The 23,853-nt window shown below is 64.6% G+C and carries 21 protein-coding genes and 4 pseudogenes; 11 read left to right on the plus strand and 14 right to left on the minus strand.

Annotated elements, in window-relative coordinates; translation table 11 throughout:
- Positions 1-7 precede the first annotated feature (7 nt).
- Positions 8-199 carry a ferredoxin gene (locus ACHQ4I_RS28410; protein WP_420774908.1) on the plus strand — a complete coding sequence of 64 codons (192 nt, stop codon included), beginning with the start codon at positions 8-10 and terminating at the stop codon, positions 197-199.
- 45 nt (positions 200-244) lie between these two features.
- On the opposite strand, the gene fdhD is transcribed toward ACHQ4I_RS28410, so the two are convergent.
- From fdhD to ACHQ4I_RS28430, 4 genes and pseudogenes are all read right to left on the minus strand, one after another.
- Entirely contained in the window at positions 245-1,075 is an 831-nt protein-coding gene (fdhD, locus tag ACHQ4I_RS28415) for a formate dehydrogenase accessory sulfurtransferase FdhD (protein WP_420774909.1), read from the minus strand.
- Positions 1,072-3,380: pseudogene (locus tag ACHQ4I_RS28420) on the minus strand (FdhF/YdeP family oxidoreductase). Before ACHQ4I_RS28420 ends, fdhD begins: the two are co-directional and overlap by 4 nt.
- Before the next feature lie 276 nt (positions 3,381-3,656).
- Positions 3,657-4,529, minus strand: a pseudogene (locus ACHQ4I_RS28425) (NAD(P)(+) transhydrogenase (Re/Si-specific) subunit beta); the annotation flags it as partial.
- 105 nt (positions 4,530-4,634) lie between these two features.
- Positions 4,635-5,321, minus strand: a pseudogene (locus ACHQ4I_RS28430) (Rossmann-fold NAD(P)-binding domain-containing protein); the annotation flags it as partial.
- Positions 5,322-5,752: 431 nt separating this feature from the next.
- On the opposite strand from ACHQ4I_RS28430, the gene ACHQ4I_RS28435 reads away from it, so the two are divergent.
- From ACHQ4I_RS28435 to ACHQ4I_RS28480, 10 genes are read left to right on the plus strand one after another with little or no spacing between them, the layout of a single operon-like run.
- Positions 5,753-6,610 (plus strand): ABC transporter permease, encoded by an 858-nt coding sequence (locus ACHQ4I_RS28435; RefSeq protein WP_420774910.1) that lies wholly within the window; start codon positions 5,753-5,755, stop codon positions 6,608-6,610.
- 2 nt (positions 6,611-6,612) lie between these two features.
- Positions 6,613-7,479, plus strand: coding sequence for an MlaE family ABC transporter permease (locus ACHQ4I_RS28440; protein WP_420774911.1), 867 nt, complete (start codon positions 6,613-6,615; stop codon positions 7,477-7,479).
- A gap of 2 nt (positions 7,480-7,481) precedes the next feature.
- The gene (locus ACHQ4I_RS28445; RefSeq protein WP_420774912.1) at positions 7,482-8,549 is read left to right on the plus strand and encodes an MlaD family protein; all 1,068 of its coding nucleotides are present in this window, start codon (positions 7,482-7,484) and stop codon (positions 8,547-8,549) included.
- A complete protein-coding gene (locus ACHQ4I_RS28450; RefSeq protein ID WP_420774913.1) occupies positions 8,546-9,562 on the plus strand; it encodes an MlaD family protein in 1,017 nt (338 codons plus the stop codon). The genes ACHQ4I_RS28445 and ACHQ4I_RS28450 overlap by 4 nt, the downstream gene beginning before the upstream one ends.
- Positions 9,550-10,569, plus strand: a complete 1,020-nt coding sequence (locus ACHQ4I_RS28455) for an MlaD family protein (RefSeq protein ID WP_420774914.1) — start codon at positions 9,550-9,552, stop codon at positions 10,567-10,569. The genes ACHQ4I_RS28450 and ACHQ4I_RS28455 overlap by 13 nt, the downstream gene beginning before the upstream one ends.
- Positions 10,569-11,663, plus strand: coding sequence for an MlaD family protein (locus ACHQ4I_RS28460; RefSeq protein WP_420774915.1), 1,095 nt, complete (start codon positions 10,569-10,571; stop codon positions 11,661-11,663). The genes ACHQ4I_RS28455 and ACHQ4I_RS28460 overlap by 1 nt, the downstream gene beginning before the upstream one ends.
- On the plus strand, positions 11,660-12,667 hold the full coding sequence (locus tag ACHQ4I_RS28465) for an MlaD family protein (RefSeq protein ID WP_420774916.1): 1,008 nt from the start codon (positions 11,660-11,662) through the stop codon (positions 12,665-12,667). The genes ACHQ4I_RS28460 and ACHQ4I_RS28465 overlap by 4 nt, the downstream gene beginning before the upstream one ends.
- A gap of 20 nt (positions 12,668-12,687) precedes the next feature.
- Positions 12,688-13,617 carry an MlaD family protein gene (locus ACHQ4I_RS28470; protein ID WP_420774917.1) on the plus strand — a complete coding sequence of 310 codons (930 nt, stop codon included), beginning with the start codon at positions 12,688-12,690 and terminating at the stop codon, positions 13,615-13,617.
- Positions 13,618-13,645: 28 nt separating this feature from the next.
- On the plus strand, positions 13,646-14,260 hold the full coding sequence (locus tag ACHQ4I_RS28475; protein ID WP_420774918.1) for a hypothetical protein: 615 nt from the start codon (positions 13,646-13,648) through the stop codon (positions 14,258-14,260).
- 60 nt (positions 14,261-14,320) lie between these two features.
- Positions 14,321-15,376 carry an Lrp/AsnC family transcriptional regulator gene (locus ACHQ4I_RS28480; RefSeq protein WP_420774919.1) on the plus strand — a complete coding sequence of 352 codons (1,056 nt, stop codon included), beginning with the start codon at positions 14,321-14,323 and terminating at the stop codon, positions 15,374-15,376.
- A 6-nt stretch (positions 15,377-15,382) separates the two neighbouring features.
- On the opposite strand, the gene ACHQ4I_RS28485 is transcribed toward ACHQ4I_RS28480, so the two are convergent.
- From ACHQ4I_RS28485 to ACHQ4I_RS28530, 10 genes and pseudogenes are all read right to left on the minus strand, one after another.
- On the minus strand, positions 15,383-16,396 hold the full coding sequence (locus tag ACHQ4I_RS28485; RefSeq protein WP_420774920.1) for an Lrp/AsnC family transcriptional regulator: 1,014 nt from the start codon (positions 16,394-16,396) through the stop codon (positions 15,383-15,385).
- 116 nt (positions 16,397-16,512) lie between these two features.
- Positions 16,513-16,941 (minus strand): toxin-antitoxin system HicB family antitoxin, encoded by a 429-nt coding sequence (locus ACHQ4I_RS28490; protein WP_420774921.1) that lies wholly within the window; start codon positions 16,939-16,941, stop codon positions 16,513-16,515.
- Positions 16,942-17,055: 114 nt separating this feature from the next.
- On the minus strand, positions 17,056-17,328 hold the full coding sequence (locus ACHQ4I_RS28495; RefSeq protein WP_420774922.1) for a hypothetical protein: 273 nt from the start codon (positions 17,326-17,328) through the stop codon (positions 17,056-17,058).
- Between the two features lie 431 nt (positions 17,329-17,759).
- Positions 17,760-18,713, minus strand: coding sequence for an MlaD family protein (locus ACHQ4I_RS28500; protein WP_420774923.1), 954 nt, complete (start codon positions 18,711-18,713; stop codon positions 17,760-17,762).
- Positions 18,710-19,717: an MlaD family protein gene (locus tag ACHQ4I_RS28505; protein WP_420774924.1), complete on the minus strand. Its 1,008-nt coding sequence runs from the start codon at positions 19,715-19,717 to the stop codon at positions 18,710-18,712. The genes ACHQ4I_RS28500 and ACHQ4I_RS28505 overlap by 4 nt, the downstream gene beginning before the upstream one ends.
- Positions 19,714-20,826: an MlaD family protein gene (locus ACHQ4I_RS28510; protein ID WP_420774925.1), complete on the minus strand. Its 1,113-nt coding sequence runs from the start codon at positions 20,824-20,826 to the stop codon at positions 19,714-19,716. The genes ACHQ4I_RS28505 and ACHQ4I_RS28510 overlap by 4 nt, the downstream gene beginning before the upstream one ends.
- A gap of 7 nt (positions 20,827-20,833) precedes the next feature.
- Entirely contained in the window at positions 20,834-21,814 is a 981-nt protein-coding gene (locus tag ACHQ4I_RS28515; protein ID WP_420774926.1) for an MlaD family protein, read from the minus strand.
- Positions 21,799-22,374 carry an MCE family protein gene (locus ACHQ4I_RS28520; protein ID WP_420774969.1) on the minus strand — a complete coding sequence of 192 codons (576 nt, stop codon included), beginning with the start codon at positions 22,372-22,374 and terminating at the stop codon, positions 21,799-21,801. Before ACHQ4I_RS28520 ends, ACHQ4I_RS28515 begins: the two co-directional genes overlap by 16 nt.
- Before the next feature lie 153 nt (positions 22,375-22,527).
- Positions 22,528-22,812: pseudogene (locus tag ACHQ4I_RS28525) on the minus strand (MlaD family protein); the annotation flags it as partial.
- Positions 22,809-23,852 carry a Mammalian cell entry related domain protein gene (locus ACHQ4I_RS28530; protein WP_420774927.1) on the minus strand — a complete coding sequence of 348 codons (1,044 nt, stop codon included), beginning with the start codon at positions 23,850-23,852 and terminating at the stop codon, positions 22,809-22,811. The gene ACHQ4I_RS28530 and the pseudogene ACHQ4I_RS28525, both read right to left, overlap by 4 nt.
- Between the last annotated feature and the right edge of the window lies 1 nt (position 23,853).

Consider the following 23,853-nt stretch of genomic DNA (forward strand, 5'->3'; position numbering starts at 1 on the left):
GGAATCCATGAAGCTCTCGATCGACTACGCGCTCTGCGACGGCCAGGGACAGTGCATTGCAGTGTCCGACGGGTTGTTCGACTTCGACGGAAACGGCAAGACGGTCATCACGGCGACCACGCACGAGGATCCGCTGTCGCTTGCAAGACTGGCCGCAGCGGCATGCCCGAATATGGCGATCTCCGTGTCCGAAGACTGACCCGATCGTGAAGCGGGTCCGGGGCTCCGGCAGGTCGGACTTTGATCAGTCCGGCCGACCGTGCCCGCGACGGATTCGGTGCAGGCCCGTGTACACGTTCATCGTGTGACCGCGTACGAATCCCGCCAGCGTCAGTTCGGCGTCGGCCGCCAGATCGACCGCAAGCGAACTGGGCGCCGACACCGCGGCCAGTACCGGCATACCCGCCATGATCGCCTTCTGCACCAGTTCGAAGGAAGCCCGGCCGCTAACGACCAAGACCAGATCGGCTGCGGGCAGCAGATTTTCGCGTAGCGCCCAGCCGAGGACCTTGTCGACGGCATTGTGGCGGCCGATGTCCTCGCGGACGGCGACCGTGGAGCCGTCCGCAGTGAACAGACCTGCGGCATGCAGGCCGCCGGTGAGATCGAACGCAGCTTGGCGCGCACGCAGCCGCCGCGGCAGATCCGACAGCACGGCCGGGTCCAGCTCGGGTCCTGTGAGCGGCAGCGGCAGGCGGCTGCGAGTGCGTACCTCGTCGAGCGCCGCCTTGCCACACAACCCGCACGAGCTGCTGGTCAAGAATGACCGGGGCGAAAACGTTGTGGGCGTGCGTAATCGGATGTCGAGCACGTTGTAGGTGTTCCGGCCGTCTGCTCCCGTGCCCGCGCAGTAGCGCGCCGACACGATCTCACCGGGCGCGGCGACGATGCCCTCGCTCAGCAGAAACCCGTGCGCGAGATCGACATCGTGGCCCGGCGTCCGCATGGTCACGGTCAGCGGCTCACCGTCGATCCGCAGTTCCAGCGGTTCCTCGACGGCCAGGCTGTCGGGACGCTCGATCCAGGCCGCGGGAGTGACCCGCAGCATCTTGCGACGCGCGGTAACCCGGCTCACCGACGCGCCTCGGGCGTGTGGCGTTCGAGCCGAATGGTAATCGCCTTGGAGACTGGGGGGTTCGAGCGGGTGGCGACGTGATCGAGCGGAACCAAGGGGTTGGTCTCTGGGTAGTAGGCGGCGGCATTGCCGCGCGGGCTGGGGTAGCCGACCAGACGGAAGCCGGTTACGCGGCGTTCGAAGCCGTCATCGAATTCCGAGATCACGTCCACCAAGTCGCCTTCGGCGAAACCGAACGCGGCGATGTCGGCTGGGTTGGAGCCAATACCACGCGCCGGCCGTTGCGGATGCCGCGGTAGCGGTCGTCCAGGCCGTAGATGGTGGTGTTGTACTGGTCGTGGCTCCGTAGCGTCTGCAGAATCAGGCGGCCCGGTGGGACGGGCAGCCAATGCAGGTCGTTGACCGCGAAATTGGCCTTCCCGGTGGCGGTCTGGAATTCGCGGGCATCACGCGGTGGATGCGGGAGCTGAAATCCATTGCGGCCCCGCACCTTCGCGTTGTAATCGGCACAACCGGGCACTACCTCCGCGATGGCGTCGCGAATCGTATCGTAATCGTCCTGGAACTGCGTCCACGGCACCGGGTGATCGGGGCCCAACAGCCGCTGCGCGAGCTCGCACACGATGGCGATCTCGCTGCGCAACTCATCGCTCACCGGGCGCAGGCGGCCGGTGGACAGGTGCACCATGGACATGGAGTCCTCGACCGAAACCTGCTGGCGCACACCATTGCGCAGGTCTGCGTCGGCGCGGCCCAGCGTCGGCAGAATGAGCGCGGTCCGCCCGCGCACCACATGGCTGCGGTTGAGCTTCGTCGACACCTGCACGGTGAGCTCGCAATTGCGCAGCGCGGCCTCGGTAACCTCGGTGTCCGGGGTCGCGGAGGCGAAATTGCCGCCCATGCCGAAGAACACCTTGCCGCGGCCGTCACGCATGGCGCGGATCGAATCGACCGTGTCCCAGCCGTGTTCACGGGGACTGGTGATACCGAACCGCTTGTCGAGGGAATCCAGGAAGGTCTCGGGCATCTTCTCCCAGATGCCCATGGTGCGATCGCCCTGCACATTGGAGTGCCCGCGCACCGGGCACACGCCCGCGCCCGGCTTGCCGATCATGCCGCGCAGCAACAGCAGATTCGTGGCCTCCTCGATGGTGGCGACGCCGTGCACCTGCTGGGTCAGGCCCATCGCCCAGCAGATGATGGTGGACTTGGACTCGGCAAGCAGCTGCGCGGTGCGGTCCAGATGTGCTCGGGTGAGGCCGGTCGCCTCGACGACCGTGTCGAGATCTACTGCGCGCATGTGCTTTTCGTACTCGGCGAAGCCCGCGCTGTGCGCGTCGACGAACGCGCGATCGACGACGGTGCCCGGCGCGCGGTCCTCGGCGTCGAACAGCAACCTGCCCAAACCTTGGAACAGGGCCATATCGCCACCGAGGCGAATCTGCAGGAATTCATCCGCGATCCGCACTCCGGTGGTGAGCCCCCGAATAGTCTGCGGGTCCTTGAATCCGATGAGCCCGGTCTCCGGCAACGGGTTCACGGCGATCACCGTGGCCCCGTGCGCTTTCGCCTTGTGCAGCGCCGAGAGCATCCGGGGATGATTCGTGCCGGGGTTCTGGCCTGCGACCACGATCACGTCCGCCCGCTCGAAGTCGTCGATGGTGACCGACCCCTTGCCGATGCCGATGGAGCTGACCAGCGCGGTGCCCGAGGACTCGTGGCACATGTTCGAGCAGTCGGGCAGGTTGTTGGTGCCGAAGCTGCGGGCCAGCAGCTGGTAGAGGAACGCGGTTTCGTTGGCGGTGCGGCCGGAGGTGTAGAACACGGCCTCGTCCGGCGAATCCAAGCCACGGAGTGTGTCGGCGATCAGGCGATACGCCTCGGACCACGCGATCGGCGAATAGTGAGTGTCTCCCGGCCACGCCACCATGGGATGCGTCAGCCTGCCTTGCTGCCCGAGCCAATAGCCGGACTTGCCCGCGAGCTCATCGATCGAATGCTCGGCGAAGAACGCGGGAGTCACCGTGCGCAGGGTCGCTTCTTCGGCGACCGCTTTGGCACCGTTCTCACAGAACTCGGCGGGTCGGCGCGCACCGGTCGGCTCCGGCCAAGCGCAACCCGGGCAGTCGAATCCATGGCGCTGGTTGAGCCGGACCAAGGTCTTCGCGGTGCGCGTCACGCCCATTTCCGCGACGGCACGATCCAGCGCGACTGTCACTGCCTTGACTCCCGCCGCCCGTGTGTGCGGCGCGGAGACCGACAGGTCGGACTCGTCGATATCGGCGCTGGGCGCGGGATCATGCATGGACCTACAGCCTCCTGGCGTGACTCAATCTGTCTTTTCAGTACTGCCAACGGATTTCAGTACCGCCACCGGGCAAATCGCAGGTGCCCGGTGACGGCACATGTGCGCCACCGCGAAGGGAAGAGTGGCGCATCGCACCAGCCGGGATGGCGCGAGTCCGGTGTGGTCAGCGAGCTATAGCGCCTTCAGTTCCTCGGTGACCGCGCCGACGGACTTCTTGGCGTCGCCGAACAGCATGGAGGTGTGGTCGGCGTAGAACAGCGGGTTGTCGATGCCGCCCGCGCCGGGCGCGGTGCCGCCGCCACCGAATCCGCCCGCGACGATGGCGGGGATGGACCGGTTCATGGCCTTGGCCATCAGGTTGGTCAGGATGGTGCCGGACGCGCCGACGATCATGCCCGCCACGATCATGGCGGTGTTGTTCAGCGCCAGACCCGCGGCCGCGGCCGACAGACCGGTGAGGGCGTTGAGCAGCGAGATGACGACCGGCATGTCCGCGCCGCCGATCGGCAGCACGACCATCAGGCCCAGGATCGCGGCAAGTAGCAGCAGGCCGATCATCCACCATTGCGAAGCGCCGCCGTTGGTCGCACCGATACCGATGACCGCGGCCGCGGTCAGAGCACCGGCTAGAACCACCAGATTCACTGGCTGCTGCAGGCGTCCGAGCCCGATCGGACGACCTGGCAGCACCCCTTGGAGCTTGCCGAACGCGACCAGCGAACCCCAGAACGATACCGACCCGATCAGGGCGGCGAACAAGGAGGCGATCACGATGTGCGTGGTCAGCGACTCCTCGGGAGGGAAATGCGAAAACCCGTTGGTATCCAGGAATTCCGCCCACGCGATAAGCGCGACCGTGCCACCGCCGACGCCGTTGAACACCGCGACCAGCTGCGGCATCTCGGTCATCTTGGTGAACTTGGCAGGTGGAACACCCAATGCCACACCGACCACCAAACCGATGGCGATCACGACCCAATTACTGCTACCGCGGATGGAGATCAATGTCGCGATGACTGCGATGACCATGCCGACCGCGGCGATCCAGTTGCCGCGCACCGCGGTCTTGGGACCGGTGAGGCCCATCAGACCGTAGATGAACAGCGCGAACGCGACGATGTAGAGGATATTGACCAGATTGTCCATGATTACTCACCTGGATTGACGGCGTTCTGATCCTGCGCGACATGCCTTTTCGCCTTGAACATGCCCAGCATGCGGTCGGTCACGACGAAACCACCGATGACGTTCCTCACCGGCAGCGTCGATACCCAGGTCCAGCCACTGCGCACCGACCGAGCGCACCTGGTCGGCGACCTCGGGCCGCACGTCGTAACCGGTGGTCCGCCCGCCGAGGCGCTTGGCGGTGGCCAGCGCCTGCAGACCGGCGACACCCACGCCCAGCACCAGCACGGTGGCGGGCTTCACGGTGCCCGCAGCGGTGGTCAGCATGGGGAAGAATCGAGTCGATTCGGAGGCGGCGAGCAACACGGCCTTGTAGCCGGCGACATTCGCCTGCGACGACAGCGCGTCCATGACCTGGGCGCGGGAGATGCGCGGAATCGCCTCCATGGCAAAGGCTCTCACACCGGCCGACCGCAATTCCCCGATCTTGTTGTCCGCACTGCGAGGCGCGAGGAATCCGATCAGCGTCTGCCCGGCGGACAGGGCGCGGACCTCGGCCACATTCGGCGGGGCCACCTTGACGACCACCTCCGCCGACCACGGGTCACCGATTGTCGCACCGGCTTCGAGATAGCTGGTATCGGATATCTGCGCCCGCAGGCCCGCTCCCGACTCCACGACGACCTCGACGCCCCGCTTCAACAGGGCGGGAATGACTTGCGGCACCAGCGCTACGCGACGCTCGTCCGGATCACTTTCCCGGACGACGCCGATACGCGCGGGGCGCGACCTCTCGGCAACGACGGTTCCCAGTGTCCCCACGGATCAAATCCCTTCCTCACGTCCACGACCGCCCTGCCATACCGAAAGCGGATCCGACATGCGCATAGTAGCCGTTCTGTTCATTCCATTGTCAAGAGTGCGTAGCTAATGAACGTTTCTGTTGCGCATTATTGCCCAGGGTAACCCGTTGCACACGACTTCAGGGCCACACCTACATAGCATCCGGATATCTGAAACGCAGACAGAACACTGAACCACATTTCAGTCGCATTATGCGTAGCGAAGATGCGCAGCAGCTACGTACATTGTTGCCAATCGGGACATAGATGTGGCATGGTGAACCCACTCGAAAGTGATCGGCAACACGTTGGATGCATCCGGCGACACCGGTCTCAGCTCGCCCCGATGCCAACGATCCACGGGTCACTCGCCCGAGCTACTCAGCAGCAAGGTGCCTCAACATGAGTAACCAGTCGAAACCGCCAGACCACGCCCGGTCCGTAACCAGGCGCGGATCCGTAGTCGGCAGCTATTTCCAGAACAAGGCCAGGCTCTCGCTCGCCACCGCGGGCCGGACCGCCCAGCTCAGCGCCGCGGTCGTGCGCTACAGCGTGGTCGACACGATGCGCCTTCGACTCCCGCTCCTCGAGCTACTGACCCAGATGTGGACGCTGCTCAAGGTCACCTCCCTGCCCGCTCTCTTGATGGCCATCCCCATCGGCGCCGAGGTCTCGGTCCAGGTCGGCGGCTTGATGCAGCAGGTCGGAGCCAACTCCTTGGCCGGTGCCGCAAGCGGTTTGGGTGTCATCAGCCAAGGCGCGCCCATGGCCACCGGGCTTTTGATGAGCGGTGCGGCCGCCTCGGCGGTCGCCTCGGATATCGGATCTCGAACCATCAGAGACGAAATCGACGCCATGCGCGTAATGGGGATCGATCCGGTCGAGCGCCTGGTCATGCCGCGCTTCCTGGCGATGATCTGCATCGCGCCGATCCTGTGCATCGTCATCGTCTCGGCGGGCGTGTTCGCGGGCCTGTTCATCGCGGTCACCGTGAGTCACCTGGTCCCCGGCAGCTTCTGGCAGTCCCTCGGCGCGTTCGCCACGGTGACCGACGTCGTCTTCGCGATCATCAAGGCCCTCGTCTTCGCCGCGATCGTCGTCCTGGTCGCGAGCCTGCGCGGACTCGAGGCCAAGGGCGGGCCCCGCGGCGTCGCCGACGCGGTGAACGCGTCGGTGGTGCTCAGCGTCGTCGCCATCTTCGTCTCGAATCTGGTGATCACGCAGCTTCAGTCGATGTTCTTCCCGACTCAGGTCTCATAGCCATGAATGCGCCTTCGAAATACACTCCCCTCCCCCGCACGCGGATCCTGACGGATCCACTGCGGCGCGCGCTGCACAATTCGCTCGGCGAAATCGGCCGCGCGACCATTTTCGTCGCCAAAACCGTGTATCTGCTGCCGAAGACGGTCAGGCTCTATCGGCAGCAGACGTTCAAGACCATGAACAGCATGGCCTGGGGCCGCGGATCGCTCGTGGTCGACGGCGGCGTGGTCAGCCTCATGCTCATCCTCGGCTTCTCGGTCGGCGTCGCGATCGCGGTGCAGGCCTACAACGCGCTGAACTTGCTCGGATTCGGCGCGTTGAGCGGAATCATCGGGTCGTTCGCGAACATTCGCGAGATCGCGCCCATTCTCACCGGGATCGGATTCGCAGCCCAGGCCGGGTGCCGCATGACCGCCGAAATCGGCGCGATGCGCATCGCCGAGGAGATCGACGCCACCGAAGCGCTGGGCCTGCAAGCCATTCCCTTCGTGGTCGGCACCCGGCTGATCGGCGGCATGCTCTGCGTCATCCCCGCGTATCTGCTGGCGCTCGTGGTCAGCTTCATTACCGGCGGCACGGTGATCAAGCTGTTCCAAGGCGTGCCGCCGGGAACCTACGACCACTACTTCAGCCAGTTCCTCAGCCCAGCCGAAGTGGGCTTCTCACTGCTGAAAGCGGTGACCTTCTGCGCGGTGGTGACCTTCGTCCACTGCTACTTCGGATACTTCGCGCACGGCGGGCCGGCCGGGGTGGGATCCGCGTCGGGCCGCGCGATCAGGATGAGCCTCATCGTGGTCGTCGCCATGAATTTCGTTCTTTCCGTGAGCATCTGGGGTCTGAGCCCGGTCATGGAATTCAAGGGGTAACTGTGGAACAAGACTTTCTCCGTGGTTCCGACCGGACCCAGCAACGAGCGGTGACGCTGGCGGCGGTGGCGAGCATCGTGATGCTCACCGCGGCCCTCGCGCTGGGCATCGGCATTCATCGGCATACCCAGAACAACGGAAAACTGCTGCTGGACATCGACACGCCATACGTCGCGCCCGGGATCGCCTCAGGCACCCACGTGATCCTGCACGGCGTACCGGTCGGTGAGGTCACCGGACTCGACCGGGTGGAGACGGGCGCGGTGCGCGTGCGGGTGGCGCTGCACCCGGACCGCGTGCACGGGCTCACCGACTCGTTCGATATCGATTTCCGGCCCGAGAACTACTTCGGCGTCACGGCCATCAATATCACCGGCGACGCGGCCGCGGGCCGTCCGCTGACCGCGGGGCGGATCCTGCCGAAGCAGCCGCTCGGCGACTTTTCGATGTCCACCATGCTCGAGAAGGGCTCGTTCGTGGTCAGCGGAACGCTCACCGACGACATGGTCGCGACGCTCGATCAGGTCATCAAGTACACCAACGGCCTCAATCCGATGATCCAGACCGGCATCGTCGTCGCCGACCGGGTCGCCAGAACCCAACAGGCGCTGCCGAGCACCTCCCTCGGCTACGTCGACGACATTCTCCAGGTCCTGCCCAGCTTCAACCGCGAAGCGGTACCCGGACTGTACGGGGTCTTCGACACCCTCTACAACCGGCGGGCGGACGGAGCACTCGGCGTCAACGACAAGCGTTTCGCCGACGCCGATGTGGCGCTGAATCTGGTCAGCGGCAACCTGTTCGGCGCCGCCGGACACCTGCTGGCCTCGCATGCGGCCGAACTTCCGGCCGTGACCGACGCCGTCCAGGCGCTGACCGATGCCATCCCCGCGGTCCTGGCCAACGGCGCGCTGACACCACGCTTCAAACAACTCGTCGCGCAATGCGATCAGGCGTTCTCCGGGGGCGACGGCGCGCGGACCCTCAACCTCCGGCTCGTGCTGGACAGCCTCCCGGGAATCGCTGCGCCGCTGGGCATGGCCCCCTCGGCTGCCGGAGGAAACCGATGAGCGACCGCCGGACCATCATCGCGCTCGCCGTAAAACTCGGCGCGGCCGTGATCGTCGCCGGGCTGCTGCTGTCGTTGGTGGTCAACGCGATCCAGCGTCCCGCCTCGGGCCCCACGACGTCTTTCACCGCGGACTTCACCGATGTCTCGGGCCTGCACGTGAACTCGGATGTCAGAATTCGCGGCCTCCAGGTCGGCAAGGTCCGCGGCATCGATCTGCTGGTTCAGCACGGCCAGACGGTGGCACGGGTGAACCTCGGGCTCGTCGCACCCCGGCGGCTCACCGCGAACACGCGGCTGGCGGTGAAATATCAGAACCTGACCGGCATTCGCTACATCGACATGGACACCCCCGATGACGCGGGCGCTCCAGTCGATCACTTGTCGGCCGACCGCACCCAGCCGTCGTTCGACATCACGCGCCTGTTCAACGGTCTGCAACCCGTGCTGCGGACGCTGCGGCCCGACGAGCTCAACACCTTCGCCTCCAACGCGCTCACGGTGTTGCAGGGCGACGGCAGCGGGCTGGCGCCGATGCTGGACAGTCTGCAGAGACTCGCGAACCAGGCCCGCGATCGCGAGCAGCTGATCTCGACGCTCGTCGACAATTTCGCGCGCATCGACAGCTCGCTCGGCGGGAAGTCCTCGAATGTCATCGAATTCATCCGCAGCCTCGACACCACGCTCGGTGCGGCGATGACCGTGCTCGACGAATTCCGCAAGACGGCGCTGTTCGGCCCGCAATTCATGCGGCCGGTGTCCCGGCTGGTGACGCAGCTCGGATTAGAGCGTGATCTGGACTTCAACAAGCTCATGAGCACAGCCTTCGCATCCCTCGCGGACGCCGCCCAAGCGCTGAGAATGCTGCCGGTCGCTTTCGAGGGCCTCCAGATCCCGGGGCTGACGACCACGGGAACCGGAACGACGACGAACTGTTCGCAAGGCCGTGCCGAGCTTCCGGGAATGGTCGACGTACTACTGAGCGGCAGCAAGGTGACGGTATGCAAAGGCTGAGAATCAGGATGGGAAATCGGGCCGCCGCGAACGTGATTCGCAGGATCGCGGGCAACGATGTCGCGCTGGGAACGGCGGTGTTCGGGGTGGTGATGGCCATCGTGATCGCGACGATCGTGCTGTACGCGCACCCGCTCGGACGGAGAGCGGTGTCATTCGAGACCGCCGACGCCGCGGCGCTGCAGGGCGGCGAAGACGTCCGGGTCGCGGGCATGTCGATCGGCAAGGTCGGCAAGGTGGTCCTCGGTCAGGACCTGGTCCGGATCACGATGCAGGTGCGCGACGACGTCTTCGTCGGGAAGGACTCCCGGGTCGAGGTACGGATGCTCACCCCGGTCGGCGGCTACTACGTCACGATCATCCCGATCGGCACTTCATCCCTGGGGAACCAGGTGATCTCGTCCGATCATGTCTCGATGCCCTACTCCATCGCCGACGTGCTCCAGGAAGCGCCGGCGGTCACCGACAAGGTCGAAGGCGACACGGTGCACGGCGATCTGGCCCAGGTGGCGGCCGGACTACAGCACAATCCGGGTTCCGTTGCCTCGGTCATCTCGGGTCTGGACAGCATCGCCCAGATCATGGCGAAGCAGCGCGAACAGATCCGCACCACCCTCGATCTCGCCTCTGAATACTCGGGCAAATTCAACGAGTCGCGTGACCTGATCTTCCAGTTTCTCCGCGATCTGAACACTGTCGTCGCGACCTACAACATCAACCGTGCCGGATTCAACGAGACCTATCAATTGCTGGGAGACACAGTGCTCCGGCTCGTTCCCGAAGAGCAGTACTTCCTCGATCACAAGCAGGACCTGCGAGCGGCGGTGGATCAATTGAAGCAAGCGATCTCGAATTTTCAGGGATCGGCCGGTCCCACCATCGACCAGCTCACCGCCCTGCGCGACCAGATCACCGCCTGGCTGGGTCCCGACGGCATCGCACGGCTCGGCGGCGGGCAGATCCTCGCGTCCCAGATCTGTCTCCCGGTTCCAGGGCAGGTGTGCTGATGATCCAGAAACGAAAGTTGCTCACCGGAGTCGCGGTGGCCGCCACGATCGCGACCGTCGGTGCCGGCGGCTATGTCCTGGTCGGGCGCAGCGGTTCCGACCGGACAGCCGGATTCTGCGCCCTCATGCCCGATGCGGTCGGCCTCTATCCCGGTAACCCGGTCACACAGATGGGTTTTCGTGTGGGCAGCGTCGATCGGGTCGAGGCGGCGGGTGACCACGTGCGGGTGTCGTTCACACTCGAATCCGGCCGCAGCTACCCGGCCGATGTCAAGACGGTGACCCGATCCAAGTCCGTCCTGGCGGATCGGACGCTGGAGCTCGTCGGCAACTATCACGCGGGCCCCCGGCTCGAACCCGGGCAATGCGTGTCTCTCACGAATGCGGCGACGCCGAAGAGCCTGTCCGAAATCACCGGCTCCGCAGCGGATTTCATCGATCGCTTGACACCCGACAATGGCACGCGTCCGGTCGAGGGCGCCGTCGACGGGTTGGCCAAGGCGCTGGCCGGGCAGGGCGGCGACGTCAATTCGCTACTGCGCCACGCACAGCAGGCCATGGCGGACCCGGACCGCATGGTGGCCGCCATTGGGTCGATCATTGCCAGCAGCGCACCTCTGACCGGACAGACGCTCGCCCAGTGGGATCTCATCCGGCAGCTGATCAGCCAGCTGCCGACGACGCTCGGCTCGGCGCCCACGGACCTCTGGCCCGGAGTCCAGGGTCTGCTCCAGGGCATCGCTCCACTCATCGCGGTCATCAACGAGATCCAGACCCAGTACGGCGGCGACATCTGGCCGCTGGCAGACAACCTCGCCGACCTCATTCATGTCGCCGCGACTCGGGCCGACGATATCCGCGGCGTCCTGGCTGTCATCCCGTCGGTCGCGGAATTCATGGCCAAGACCACCCGCAACGACAGCGGCGCGGTGCAGTTCCGGGCTCCGACCCTCCGGGTCGATCTTGCCGGCGGGCCCGCGGTCTGCGATGCCATGAACACCGTCCTGCCCGGAAGCTGCGCGAACATCGATGGCCGCCAGCAACTCTCGGGCCGTAACCTGCTCGATCTCGTGCTGGCGAAGGAGAACAAGTGAAGCCGGGTCGCACGCGGACAACGCTGTTGCTCACCGCTCTAGTGTCTTGCACCGCGATCGCCACTGCGGCGTGCGGGCCCGACCCCAACCAGGTTCCGATCCCCGGCACCGGTGTTCGAGGCGGCTACGCCGTCGTGTTCGAATTCGCCAGCGCGATGAACCTGCCCGATCGGGCACACGTGACGATGGACGGCATTCGCATCGGCGAAGTGCGGTCGATGCGGCTGACCGGCGGTTCAGTGGCGGTCACGGCCCAGATCTCGGGCGGGACCCGGATCCCTGCCGACATCACGGCAGCCATCCGCCAGAACACCCTGCTGGGCGACACCTACGTCGCGCTCGAACGCGACGGGTCACACCACTCGACCGCCGTTCTCGATCCGGGCGCGGTCGTCCCGTTGGCCAGGACCGTCTCGCCACCGCAGCTCGAGGACGTCATGGCCGTACTGTCCAATTTCATCAACGGCGGCAGCGTGCAGAAGATCCAGGACGCCATCGTCCGCATCAACACCGTGATGCCGCCGGCGCCCGATGTCGATCGGCTCGCCACGACGGTATCCACCGATCTACAGGATTTGTCCCGGCAAACCGACGAGCTGGACCGATTCCTGGCTCAGCTGAACAACACCGCCGTGTCGGTCGACGAGAACAGCCAGGCCCTCTCGGTGATGTTCTCCGACTCCGGCGTGACGTACTGGCGGCACTTGAACGACAACGTCCTGCGCTACGTCGGCACGGTGCTGCCTTCGATCGGCAGCATCTTCGAAGGCGGGATCTGGCTCGTGCCGATGCTCGAATCTCTCGCATCTGCGGCGGCGTCGGTCCGGTCCACGGCCGAGGACGTGCCCGGAGATGCTGCGGCACTGTCAGACTTCATCAACCGGATTCTTGTTCCCTTCCTAAGGAATCCTTCGGTGAACGTCGGGTCGATCCGCGCGGCGGACGGCACCGACCTCACTCCCGGCATCGGGAACATTCTGCGCATGCTGGGGGTCGCGCGATGAACCTCCGCACAGGATTGTCCATGACGGGCATGCTGGCGATCGCGGTCAGCTCGGTGCTCTACATGAACGTGCTGGGCCTCGGGCTCGGCAGCCGGACACCTATGCGCCACGCGTCGGTCGTAGTGCCCGACAGCGATGGGCTGACCGTGGGCTCGAAGGTGCTGTTGCGTGGGATCGCGATCGGCGATATCGAGGCTCTGAACCCGAGCGCGACCGGGGTCGAGGTGCGATGGAAGTACCAAGACAGCTACCGGATTCCCGACCGGAGCCGTCTGCGCATCGACAATCTCTCTGCGCTCGGTGAGACCTATCTGGCGGTGCTGCCCGCCACTGAGCACGGCCCGTACCTCGCCGACCACGCGGTCATCCCGCCCGAACAGATCACGGTTCCGACGACGGTACAGGAACTCTCGGCGCGGCTGACCCGGCTGCTCGATCAGGTGCACCCCGACCAGTTGCGCACGATCACTGACGAACTCCACCAGGCGTTCCCCAAGGACGGCGTCGTCCTGGTCGACCTGTCCCGGGCATGGTCACTGATCAGCGAAACGACTACCAGCCGCGCCGATGACCTGACCGCCTTCCTCACGAATTTCCAAGCGCTGCTCGCCGATAGTTCCTGGCTGCCGACCGCCCTCAGCGATATGACAGGTGATATGCGCAAGACCGGGGTGGGCATGGGTAGCTGGGTGAACGCCTCGGCCGACGCGCTCGACATCGCGCCACTGCCCGGCGGTCTCATCACCGGCACAGGACCGTTCATTGCCCAGCTCCAGAATTTCCTCGACAAGGCGGCGCCCGACTTGAAGGTCCTGGCGCTCACCGTGACTCCGGCGGTCCAGGCGGCCGCGGCCGCCATTCGCACCGTCGACATCGGAACCCTGCTCGACAACGCGATCGCCAACAGCGTGGACGGCGCAATCGCCATCCATGTGTCCGTCCCCCACTGAAACCGATCAACCAGAACCGAGGTACGTCATGTCCACCACAACAATTCACGCCGAGGACGTCACTGACGACAAGAGCGTCGAGCTCGGGTCCACCGCGCCGCGAAAGCTGGCCGTATCGATCGGCGATGGCGCGATCAAGGTCAAGACGCTGGTGGTCGGCGGGCTGATCGCGCTGCTGGTTATCACCTCGGCCGTGCTGGGCTGGCAGCTGCATACCCGGCAGAACCGGCTCGACGAGCTGCACACGGAGGCAGCCGACCGCGCGCACGCCGAGCAGGTCGCGCTGGATTACGCTGTCGGAGCGGCGAATATGGACTTCAAGGATCTCCAGTCCTGGCAGACCCGGCTGACCAAAGGCACCACGCCGGAGATGTCGAACAAGCTCGAGCAGGCCGCGGCGTCGATGGAGCAGATCATCACGCCGTTGCAATGGACCTCGACCTCGACCCCCATCGTCGCCAAGGTGCGATCGGAGGCCAACGGCCTGTTCGCGGTCGATTGCTTCGTCAGCGTGCTGACCAAGAACGCGCAGGCGCCCGACGGCGTGCAGTCCACCGCCACCTATCGGCTAACCATCGACAAGTCCCACGACTGGACCATCACCGAGGTCGGTGGGATCGACACCGCGCTCGCGGCGAAGTAGCGCACATCAATTCAATAGCGCACACAATTCACTGACGTCCTACGGGTCGGGGGCTCGAAGATGAGACAACCTAAGGCGTTCGGAACGCCGAAACTGCTGCGGCCGCCGCGGGTCGACGTCCACGCGGCCGCCCGTGAGCGGACGGGCTCGGCGCGGGCGAAGCAGCTCACCCAGCTCGATGAGGTCGATCTGAAGCTGCTCGAACTGCTGACCGCGAACGCCCGGATGACCAACCGCGATCTGGCCGCCGCGATCGGCATCGGCTACGCGACCGTCGGCGCCCGCGTACGCCGGCTCATGGATGCTCACGCCCTGACCTTCGCGCCGGTCTTCGATTGGGAGCGGGCCGGTTTCGACTGGTTCGTCATCGTGAAGGTCGTGGTCGCGGACCGCTCGGCGCGCCTGGTCGCCGCCGACCTGGCTGCCCTGCCCACCTGCCTGGCGGTGGCGCTGGTCTTCGGAGACTCGGATGTCCTGTGCTATTTCGTGGCCGAGAACCGGGCCGAACTGCACCACTTGACCACCGATCTGCTGCCCGGTATCGACGGCATAGCCACCATGGCCTTCGACGTCGCGACCTGGACCGCCATGTCGCCGGAGGGGCGCAGCTTCTTCATGGCGCACAACGCCGCCGAACTCCATCTGCCCAACCCGGTCATCGAGTTGGACATCCTCGATACCCGGATCATCCAGGAATTGCTGGTCGACGGCCGCCACTCGAACCGCAGAATCGCCCGCAGGCTCGGAGTCTCCGAGGGCACCGTACGAACCCGCCTGCAACGGATGGTCGCGGCAAGACTTCTGCGCGTGGAGGCGATCATCGAGCCGGTCACCCTCGGCATGGTCGGCGCCCTCGCGACGCTGAGCATGCGCGTCGAACGGCGGCACCTGGGGGCCGTGGTCGGCGAGATCGAGCGATTGCCGGGAATCGTGTTCGTGGCAACGACACTCGGCAGCGCCGATATCTCGGCGACGATCGCCGTGCGCGACCAGAACGAAATGGTGGATCTGGTGAAGCAGCGCCTGCGCGCTCTGGCAGGCGTGCGTTCCATCGACACCCTGCAACTGGTCGACGTCGTGAAGTTCACGCCCTACTTCAAGCGGCTCGATCCGTAAGGGCCGCTATACGATCCACGACCACTCGTAGGTGTGTTTCGTGGACGTGTATGTTTCGAAGGTCTCCGTTCGACGCAGACCCGGAAGTACGGCTATCTCGTTGATCAACGCCGATGCCAGGCCAGCCCGATCGTTCCCGATGAGTACCGCCACGAAATCGAATTCGCCCAGTGTGCGGCTCAATTGGACTACGTCGTCCCGTGCCGCCAACCGGCGTCCGAGATCATCAGCGGCGCCACCGTCGGCAACGATCCCGACATACGCATGCGCGCCGATCCCGAAGGCATAGACGTCGGAGATCGCTTGAATCCTGATCACCCGGTCGGAGATCAAGCGCTTGACCCGGGCTCTGATCGTGCCCTCGGAGACCCCGAGTTCGGCGGCGATACTGCGATTGCTGCGGCGTGCGTCGATTTGGAGCAGGCGTATCACCGACAAATCCAATTCGTCGACGGTCTCGCTCGGCTGAGCTTCGGGGGTCGTACCGGAATCGGCGGCCAGCAGCGCCCACCGGGAGTCGAACTTCAGCACATCGAGCGCGAGCAGCCCTCTCACCTCGTCTACACCCGCAATGCCGGCGAGAGTGCTGCCGAACAGCTCCGCCAAATGCTTCTGATCGCGCCCTAACAGTGGCGCGATCAGGTCGTAGCGGCCCGTCGAGATGGTCACCGCGATCACTTCGGGCAGCTTCGCCAACTCGGCGCCGACCTCCAACGCTGACCTTTTCGCGACCGTAAAGAACGCGAATGCGAACTCTCGATGCCCGAACACCTGCATGTCGGTGACCGCGACCACCCGCATGATGGCGTTCTGCTCCATCCGCCGCAGCCGCGCCGCAACGGTCACCTCGCTGATCCCCAACGCCTGCGCCAGTGACCGATTGGTTTCACGTCCGTCATGTCGAAGCCGCTCCACCAACGCCCGATCCACATCATCGAGAACCCCCGGACCACGCCCCGCCACCGTCTCAGGCTGCCCCTCCATCCCGGCAGCCCCCGTCACCGGCACATCGCGTGTCATGCCAAGCAGTATCTCAGACGCACTCATGAACAGCCCTTATCCATGGCTCCCACCAAGCCACACGACCACTCCCAGAATCTGTTGACCAGCGGTGCAATCTGCCAGGCGCGAGGTGACTACCGGCGGAACCAGTTGGTCGCTGCCGTCCAAGCGGATTCGATGGTTCTGTCCACCCGCGTCAGAGCCTCGCCGACGATCTCCTCGGCAGACCGCAGTGGAGTCGAGGGCGAGGCGGCGAGGCGTTGCGCGGCCAGTTCGTTCAGCGAGATACCCTGCCGCAGCGCCTCGCCTATGAGCCGCTCGTGCAGTTCCGGGTCTACTTCGACCATGAATGTGCCGCTGGCGGTTATTTCCGACAAAGCCTGCACAACCGCCTGATCCTCCATCACCAGATCCCGTACGGCACCGCGCACCCGATTCACGACATCGACCATCACCTGGCGCGGCAGCCCGAGATAGGACGTGCCCATTCGATAGAGGTCGTCGTAGCTGACTCGCTGCGACAGTTGTTTAGCCTTCTCGAGCGCCTTCCCGAGTTCGGACATGGATTGATGATAGCGAGATCATTCCACTGCTAAAGGTGCTCTGAACACTGGTTTTGCAGGCGGGCGATGGTCGCGCGGCCGAGCGATCGGGCTGCGGGGGAATTCTTACAGTCCCTATTTCGGTGCGGTCACGCCGGCGATGCCGCCGATGTTGGTGATCAGCCAGTTGTTGTTGCTGTCGATGGTGATGTCGTAAGTCGCCGTGGACTGTAGCGGGTTGGGCGACTGGGAGTTCTTCGTTGTCACATTGACGAAGGTGGCTACCTGGTAGACACCGCTTCCGCTGCTGGTGACCTTCGCGGCGATGGGCGTTGAAGTCGAAACCCACTGCAGAGGAACGATTATCTGCCCCATCGAGGTTGCCGCATCGGTCAGCTTCTTGCTCATGTCCGGGCTCGTTCCAGCGGTGAGTTTTCCGCGCCATGAACTGAGGTCTTGGAAATTCATCTGAGCCGCTCCGACGGCGTAGTCGAGGGCGATCTTTTCGGCGTGAGTATTGTCGGCGCCTTGTTGCCGCAGGGTGACAAGTCGTTTCGAGCGTTGTGGTCCCGCCAGGCCAGCACAGCGGCACCTGCCGCTACGCCGATGACGAGAACCGACACCAGCAGGGTCTTCACGCTGACCGTGCCAGTGTCGATTGCCTCGGGGAGCGGTAGCCGCAGACGGCCACGTCGCGGTTCCCCTTGCAGCCTTCCGGATTCCGCGGACTCCGTGTCCTGTTCGGGCGTCGATTCGATCTTCGATTCGGTTGTTGCAAATCTCGACCGTTTGGTCGTATTCGTCATGGGGATTCCTTCACTGCGCTGGGAGGGTGGGGCTTATGGACCTGAGTCGATGTGCAGGGTGAGTGCTCCTTCCCTGGGAACCGCCGCTAGTGCGCTGCCCAACATGGCTCCCGTATCAATGTGGCGGGCCGCGGTCCCGATCGAGGTGACGTTGGGCAGCAGCGTTTCGGCCAGGACCTTCAGATCGGGCGCTGATTTGTCGAGGAAATGCAGAATCCGCTCCAGGAAGGCGCCGAAGTCCGAGATAGATTGCGGGGCACCAGTTTTCTCGACCAAGTCGAAGGATCCCGCGATGGCGCTCTGCCATCCGGCGCCCACCGGCGGAAGTTCTGGGCCGGTCGCGGCGAGCGCGGGCCCCACGAATCCGGCGTTCTTCAGTAGATCCTGTAGGTTCGCGAGGATTTCCCGGCCCTGGCCCGGCCGGCCATCGACCGTGGCGGACAGCAGATCACCGGCGCGTGAGAGCCTAGCGAGGACATCCTCCTGCGCCGGCAGTGCAGTATCGGTCTCGTTCACGATTCGCGCGACCTCGTCCGGGCCGACCTGCTGAAGCAGTCCGACGAGACTCGCGGCGAGGTCGGAGACGGTGGGTTGCTGAATGACCTGGCGCGTCGAAAGATGTTGGCCGTCTCGCAACTTCGGACCGTCCACGACGTTCGGCGTCATCTCGATGTAGGTCTCGCCCAGCGCCGACATGTTGTCGAGTTGGATCTGAGTGTCTTCGGGAATGTGGTGTGCCGCGTCGTAATAGAAGGTGACCACCGCACCATCCACCCTCGGCTCGAGGGCACTGACCTTGCCAATCGGTATGCCACGCAGCAGCACATTGGACCCGACCGCCAGCCCGTTGGTCTCGCCGACCGTCATGACCAGGGTGATCCGGTGCTCCGGCGGGCCGAGCGCGACGCCCAGATTCGAGATGTAGATCGTGCTCGCGGCGACAATGGCGATGAGCGAGGCCGCAGAGGCGATGGTGCGCAGGCTCATCGGATCGCCCCCAGCATCCGAAGCACCGCAGTGATGTCACCGGTGAGATCACGTCCGTCACTCGTCGTGATGGAGCTGACGTCGATGGACGGGTCATGGGCGAACGGCAGCACCTGTTCGGTGAGCAGACGCAGCCACGCGGGTCCGTCGCCGAGGATATCAGTGCCCGATTCCTCGAGAGCGCCGGTCGCGTCGACCAGTGAGTGCAGCATCGGCACGAGCCAGAAGCCGCCCTGGTAGATGCTGCCGATGGAAGGCAACAGCTTCCCCATGTAACTGAGTCCGAAAGTATTTCTGTACCAGCTCAATTGGCCGGCAGGGGAGGTGAAGTACGCGAGCACCGGGGCCTGCTCGTGCAGGTCCGCGGCAGTGCGATCCACACCGTCGAGCCAAGTGTCGACCTCATCGAGGCGGTCGGATAGTGCACCCAGGTCGGTGGCTACCCGGTGGACGATTCCCTGCAGTTCGATGTTGTCCGCCGGGGTCACGGCGTTGAGCCGGGAAATCGTGGTCTGGGCACGCTGAATGCTCCCGCTGGTGATGAAGGTGGCGAGCACCGCGATCGTGTCCTCCAGCTGCGGCGGCGCGGACGTCTGTGTGACCGGGACAGTCGCATTTGCAGTCAGTTTCGGTGCTGCGATGTCGTTTTCATCGTGCAGCAGCGCAACGTAGGTGTCCCCGAGGATGGTGTCTTGCTGCAGCACGGCATGAATATTTGCGGGGATCGCGACACCGGATTCGACACGGATCTCGACATCGACGCTGGACCCGGCGATGTGAAGTCTGGTGACCCGACCGACCCTGGTTCCGTCGAATACCACGCGTGCTCGTTCGGGGAGGTTGAGCACGCTGGAGAATTGCAGGGTCAGGTTGTATCCGTCGCCGACGGTTGTCCCCGGCACCGGAACGTTTTTCACATTGATTTGCGCACAAGCGGCGGTACCGACCAGTGCACACGTCACAGCGAGGACCGCGCCGCACCGTCGAATTCGGATCCGGTTCATGGCTTCGCTCCTACCAGCGCCAGCTGCAGCAATCCCACATGAGTCGTGCGGGCCCGGCCCGCCACTGTCGTACAGCTCTGCGGCGCAACGGCATTGAGCGCATCGCAGAATTGACCTGGATCGGGGGTGTCGAGGGATACCATCGGCTGCCGGTAGGCGATATCGATGCCGAATCCACCGCTCGATGTTGTCGCGGCGAGGCCGATCAGCCCCGGAATCGGGTCGAGCACGGCGGCTATATCGGGTGCGCGGGTGGTGGCCAGATGAATCACGGAGGGGAGCGCGTCGAGCATGTGCTGGGTCTCGCCGCCGAGATTGCGTTCCAGATCGGTGATTCCGGTGACGATGCTCGTCAGCGCGAACATGATGTCGGTGCTTCCGATCAAAGCGTCCGACAGATAGGGCGTCGTCGCGGGCATCGCCTCGATGATGTTTCGCAGCGGCCCGGTGTTCTCGTGGAGCACCGAGGTGAATTCGGCGAGGTTGCCGAGGACGAGCCCGATATCGGCGACGGTCTTGTCGGGATTGTTCATCAGGTCGGCGCCGCCGGTCAGCAGCTTGTTGATCCGCGGGCCGGAGTCCGTCATCGCCGAGTCGAGTCCGGTGATCGTGTCGGCGAGGTTGGCCGAGTCGCTGCTGGTGATGCCGTTGATGAGCCGTGTGGTCGAGCCGACAACTCGGGAGATACTCTTCGGTGTGGCCGTCCGGGTGAGCGGAATGCACTCTCCCGGTGCGAGTTTCGGCCCCTGGACGTAATTGCCGACCAGTTCGAGGCTGCGGTCGGCGAGGATCGATGTCGAGCGGATGAGCGCTCTCACGTCGGCCGGGATGGTCCGGTCACGGTCGAGGGAGAAGTCGACACGTACCGCGGTATTGCCGGCACCGGTGACGTGCTCGACCGTGCCGATGGGATATCCCATCTGGGTCACCGGGTTGCCGACATACAGGCCGATCGCGTCGTCGAGTTCGGCGCAGAACCCGTTCGTCTTCGCGGTGGCGCCCACGGTGGTCACCGCATACTTCGTCAGCGGCACCGCACCGGCGAGTGCGACCGATACGGCGGCGGCGAGTACCGCCGTGCGCCGCGTGATCCTCAGTTTCTTGTTCATCAGCAGCTCAGCACGGTTTGGTGGGCAGTGGGATACAGAGGTCGGTGGCAAGTAGCAGCGGTTGCTGCCCACCCGGCCCGAGCGCGGACAGCAGATCCTGCATCCGCCCACGGACTCCCCGCAGGTCGTCGATCATCGGCTGCAGATGCTGGTCGACGCTCTGGGCAGCGGTCTTGATCTGCGCCATCAGCGCCAATGCCTCGTCGCGGTGGGCGACGTAGAAGTCCGCGACCCGGGAGATTCGCTGAGCGACCTCACCCAAACCCATCAGGGCCGTGGCGAATCCGTCGCCGTACTGAACGAGCGTCGTCTCGAGAATGGCGGCGTTGCGGATCAGGTTCACCAACCCGTCGCGGTACTCGTTGAACGCACGCAGATACTCATTGGACACGTCCAGGATCTTCGACACCTGACCGCGTTGCCGGTTGATCGTGTCGATCAGATCATCGCCGGCGGCGACGATGGAACGAAGCGAGTCGATCCGCGAGCCCGTCAGCCCCGCCTGCAACTGATCGAGGTCTTGTTCCACCGGTGCGGGTTTCACGTTATCCGTCACCTTTGTGGCGTCCGCCAACGTCTGCATGACGCTGTAGGGCAGGCGAACTCGCCCTTCGGGGATCACCGCGGAGCCGAGCCGCCGATCCCCCAGCGGCACCAGGTTCACGTAATAGCCGCCGACGATCGTCAGCATCCTCACCTCGATCTGTGACTGATCGCCGACGAAAGCGCTGGAGGCGACCGCGGTCTCGACCCGGACCCGATCGTGCTCGAGGCTGAGCTCGGTGACCTTTCCGACAGGCAGCCCCGCGATCCGGACACTGTCGCCGACACGGATGGCGGCGGAGTCGTCGGTGAAGAACACGACCGCCTGCCGGCCGGGCGGTCTCACGTACACGACCGCCAACGCGACGGCGACGACAACGGCCAGCGCTATCGCGATGATGCCGCACAGCATCGGGCGGCGGCCGAGGTTCACAAGGGCTTGCAAAGGATCACCTTCTGACCGTTGAGAAGTACCTTGACAGGCAGCGGCAGGTCAGCCTGCCCGTTCGTGCAGCCGGTGGGTGACCCGTCGGCCTGGCGCGGCGTCGCCGACAGTCCGTCGAGCACGGTCGGCAAGGCGCGCAACGCGTTTGCCGCTGCGCCCGCCGAAGTGAACGCCTTCGACAGCAGCTGGTCGACATTCGTATCGCGGCCGAGGCCGATATTGTCGAGCAGATGGACCACCGTTCCGGTGAATTCCGGGCCGTACAGCTTGGATTTACGGAACTCGTCGAGCACCGATAATGCCGCGTCCAGCGGACGATTCAAATACTTCAGTATTTGGATGACCTGCGGTGATTTTCCCCCGAGGGTGTCGGCGACCGTGGCGAGGTTGTCCATCAGTCGTCCGATTATCTGTTGCCGATCCGATGCGTAACGGGTCAGCCGGTTGATGCCATCCAGCATCGGCGCGAGGCCGCTACCGTCCCCTTCGAAAACCGTCGAGACGGTGTTGGTAAAGGTGTTGATCTCGTCGGGGCTCAATGTCTCCAGCACCGGTTGCAAACCGTTGAACAATCTCGTGACGTCCAGCGACGGAACAGTGTGATCCAACGGCACATGGGTGCGGCGGTGTGGCGAGGTGCCGCTGACTTCGTTCGTAACATCCACGTACCGAACGCCCGTGAGGGATTGGAACTTCACCGCAAGCCGAGTTTCGGCGTCGATGTCGTATCGGTCGTCGAGGTCGAATCGAACCAGCGCGACGGTGCGTCCGGATTCATGATGCAGATCGATTCCGGTGACCTTGCCGACCTGGACACCGCGAACACGGACGTCCGCGCCGGTGTGCAGGCCAGAGGCATCAGTGAATTCGGCGACGAAACCGCGGACGTGGCCGGTCACCGGGTTTCGGATCGCATTGGTCAAAGCGATGAAAAGCAGAACCCCCACCACCGCGGCGATGACGAGCCGGAGAGCCGCTGCTCGCACGTTGATGATCATCGCTGACCTTCTTGCGCCGCCGCGCCCAGGATCGCGAGGGGTCCGGCGAATGCGGGCAACCGATCGACAACGATGTGCACGGTTGCTCCGGGCCGGCCGTCGGCCGCCGTGAAGAGCGTGCGCAACCGTTGCAGCAATTCGTGCGATTCCGGTCCGGCGTCGGCTCTGGTGGCTAGGACCGCAGCCGTGTCGGCGGCTACGCCGAGAATTCCGGTCAGTGGCGTCAATTCTTCACCGTGACTGCGCAACAACGTTCCGACCGCCCCGAACAATTGATTGGCAAACAGATCCAGCGTTGCGGTCACGACATCCGTGAAATAGGCATCGGTGACGGTCGACAATTTGGTTCCGATCAGCTTGTTCGAACCGTCGAGGGTCCCGTGCAGAAAACTCGGGAACGAGGCGCTGAGCCCTGCGGCGTTCTCGAGCAGTGTCTCTGTCGGTACGATCTGTACCCTCGTCAGCGCATTCGCGGCTTGCAGCAGGACCCGGACGAATGGAGTCAGGCCGTCGGTGTACCGAGTAGCCCGGTCGATCACCGAGATGAATTTCTCGGTGAGGACACCGCCCGAGACACCGCCCACGCTGGACAGCAGCGCCTGCATCGTGAAGTTGCCGAGCGGTGCCTTGCTGAGGGTTTCGCCATATCGCAGCGGGTTACCACCTGCGCCCGGAACGATATTCACGCCGGTGATCCCGAAATAGTTGACCGGTCGGTAGTCGATATCGAAACTGTCGGTGAGTCCCTCGATCGCGTTGGCGCGCAAGCTGATTCCCAGCAGCACCCCGCCCCCGGTGCGGCGCGATACCGTCTCGACAGCTCCGACCGGTAGCCCGTGCAGCATCAATCCGGTGCCTTCGGTGACCCCCTGCCCGACGTAGGGCACCTCGATGCCGAGGTCGATCGTGCCTTCGGTGCCGGATCGCCCGGGACGCAACATGACGACCAATCCACCGACGAGCACCATACAGAGAATCCCGGCCAAGCCGATGAGGGCCAGCTTGCGCGTCTCGTCTTGTTCCGTACCACGAAGTAGCATC

The sequence above is a fragment of the Nocardia nepalensis genome, assembly GCF_048910785.1.
GTDB classification, from domain to species: Bacteria; Actinomycetota; Actinomycetes; order Mycobacteriales; family Mycobacteriaceae; genus Nocardia; species Nocardia nepalensis.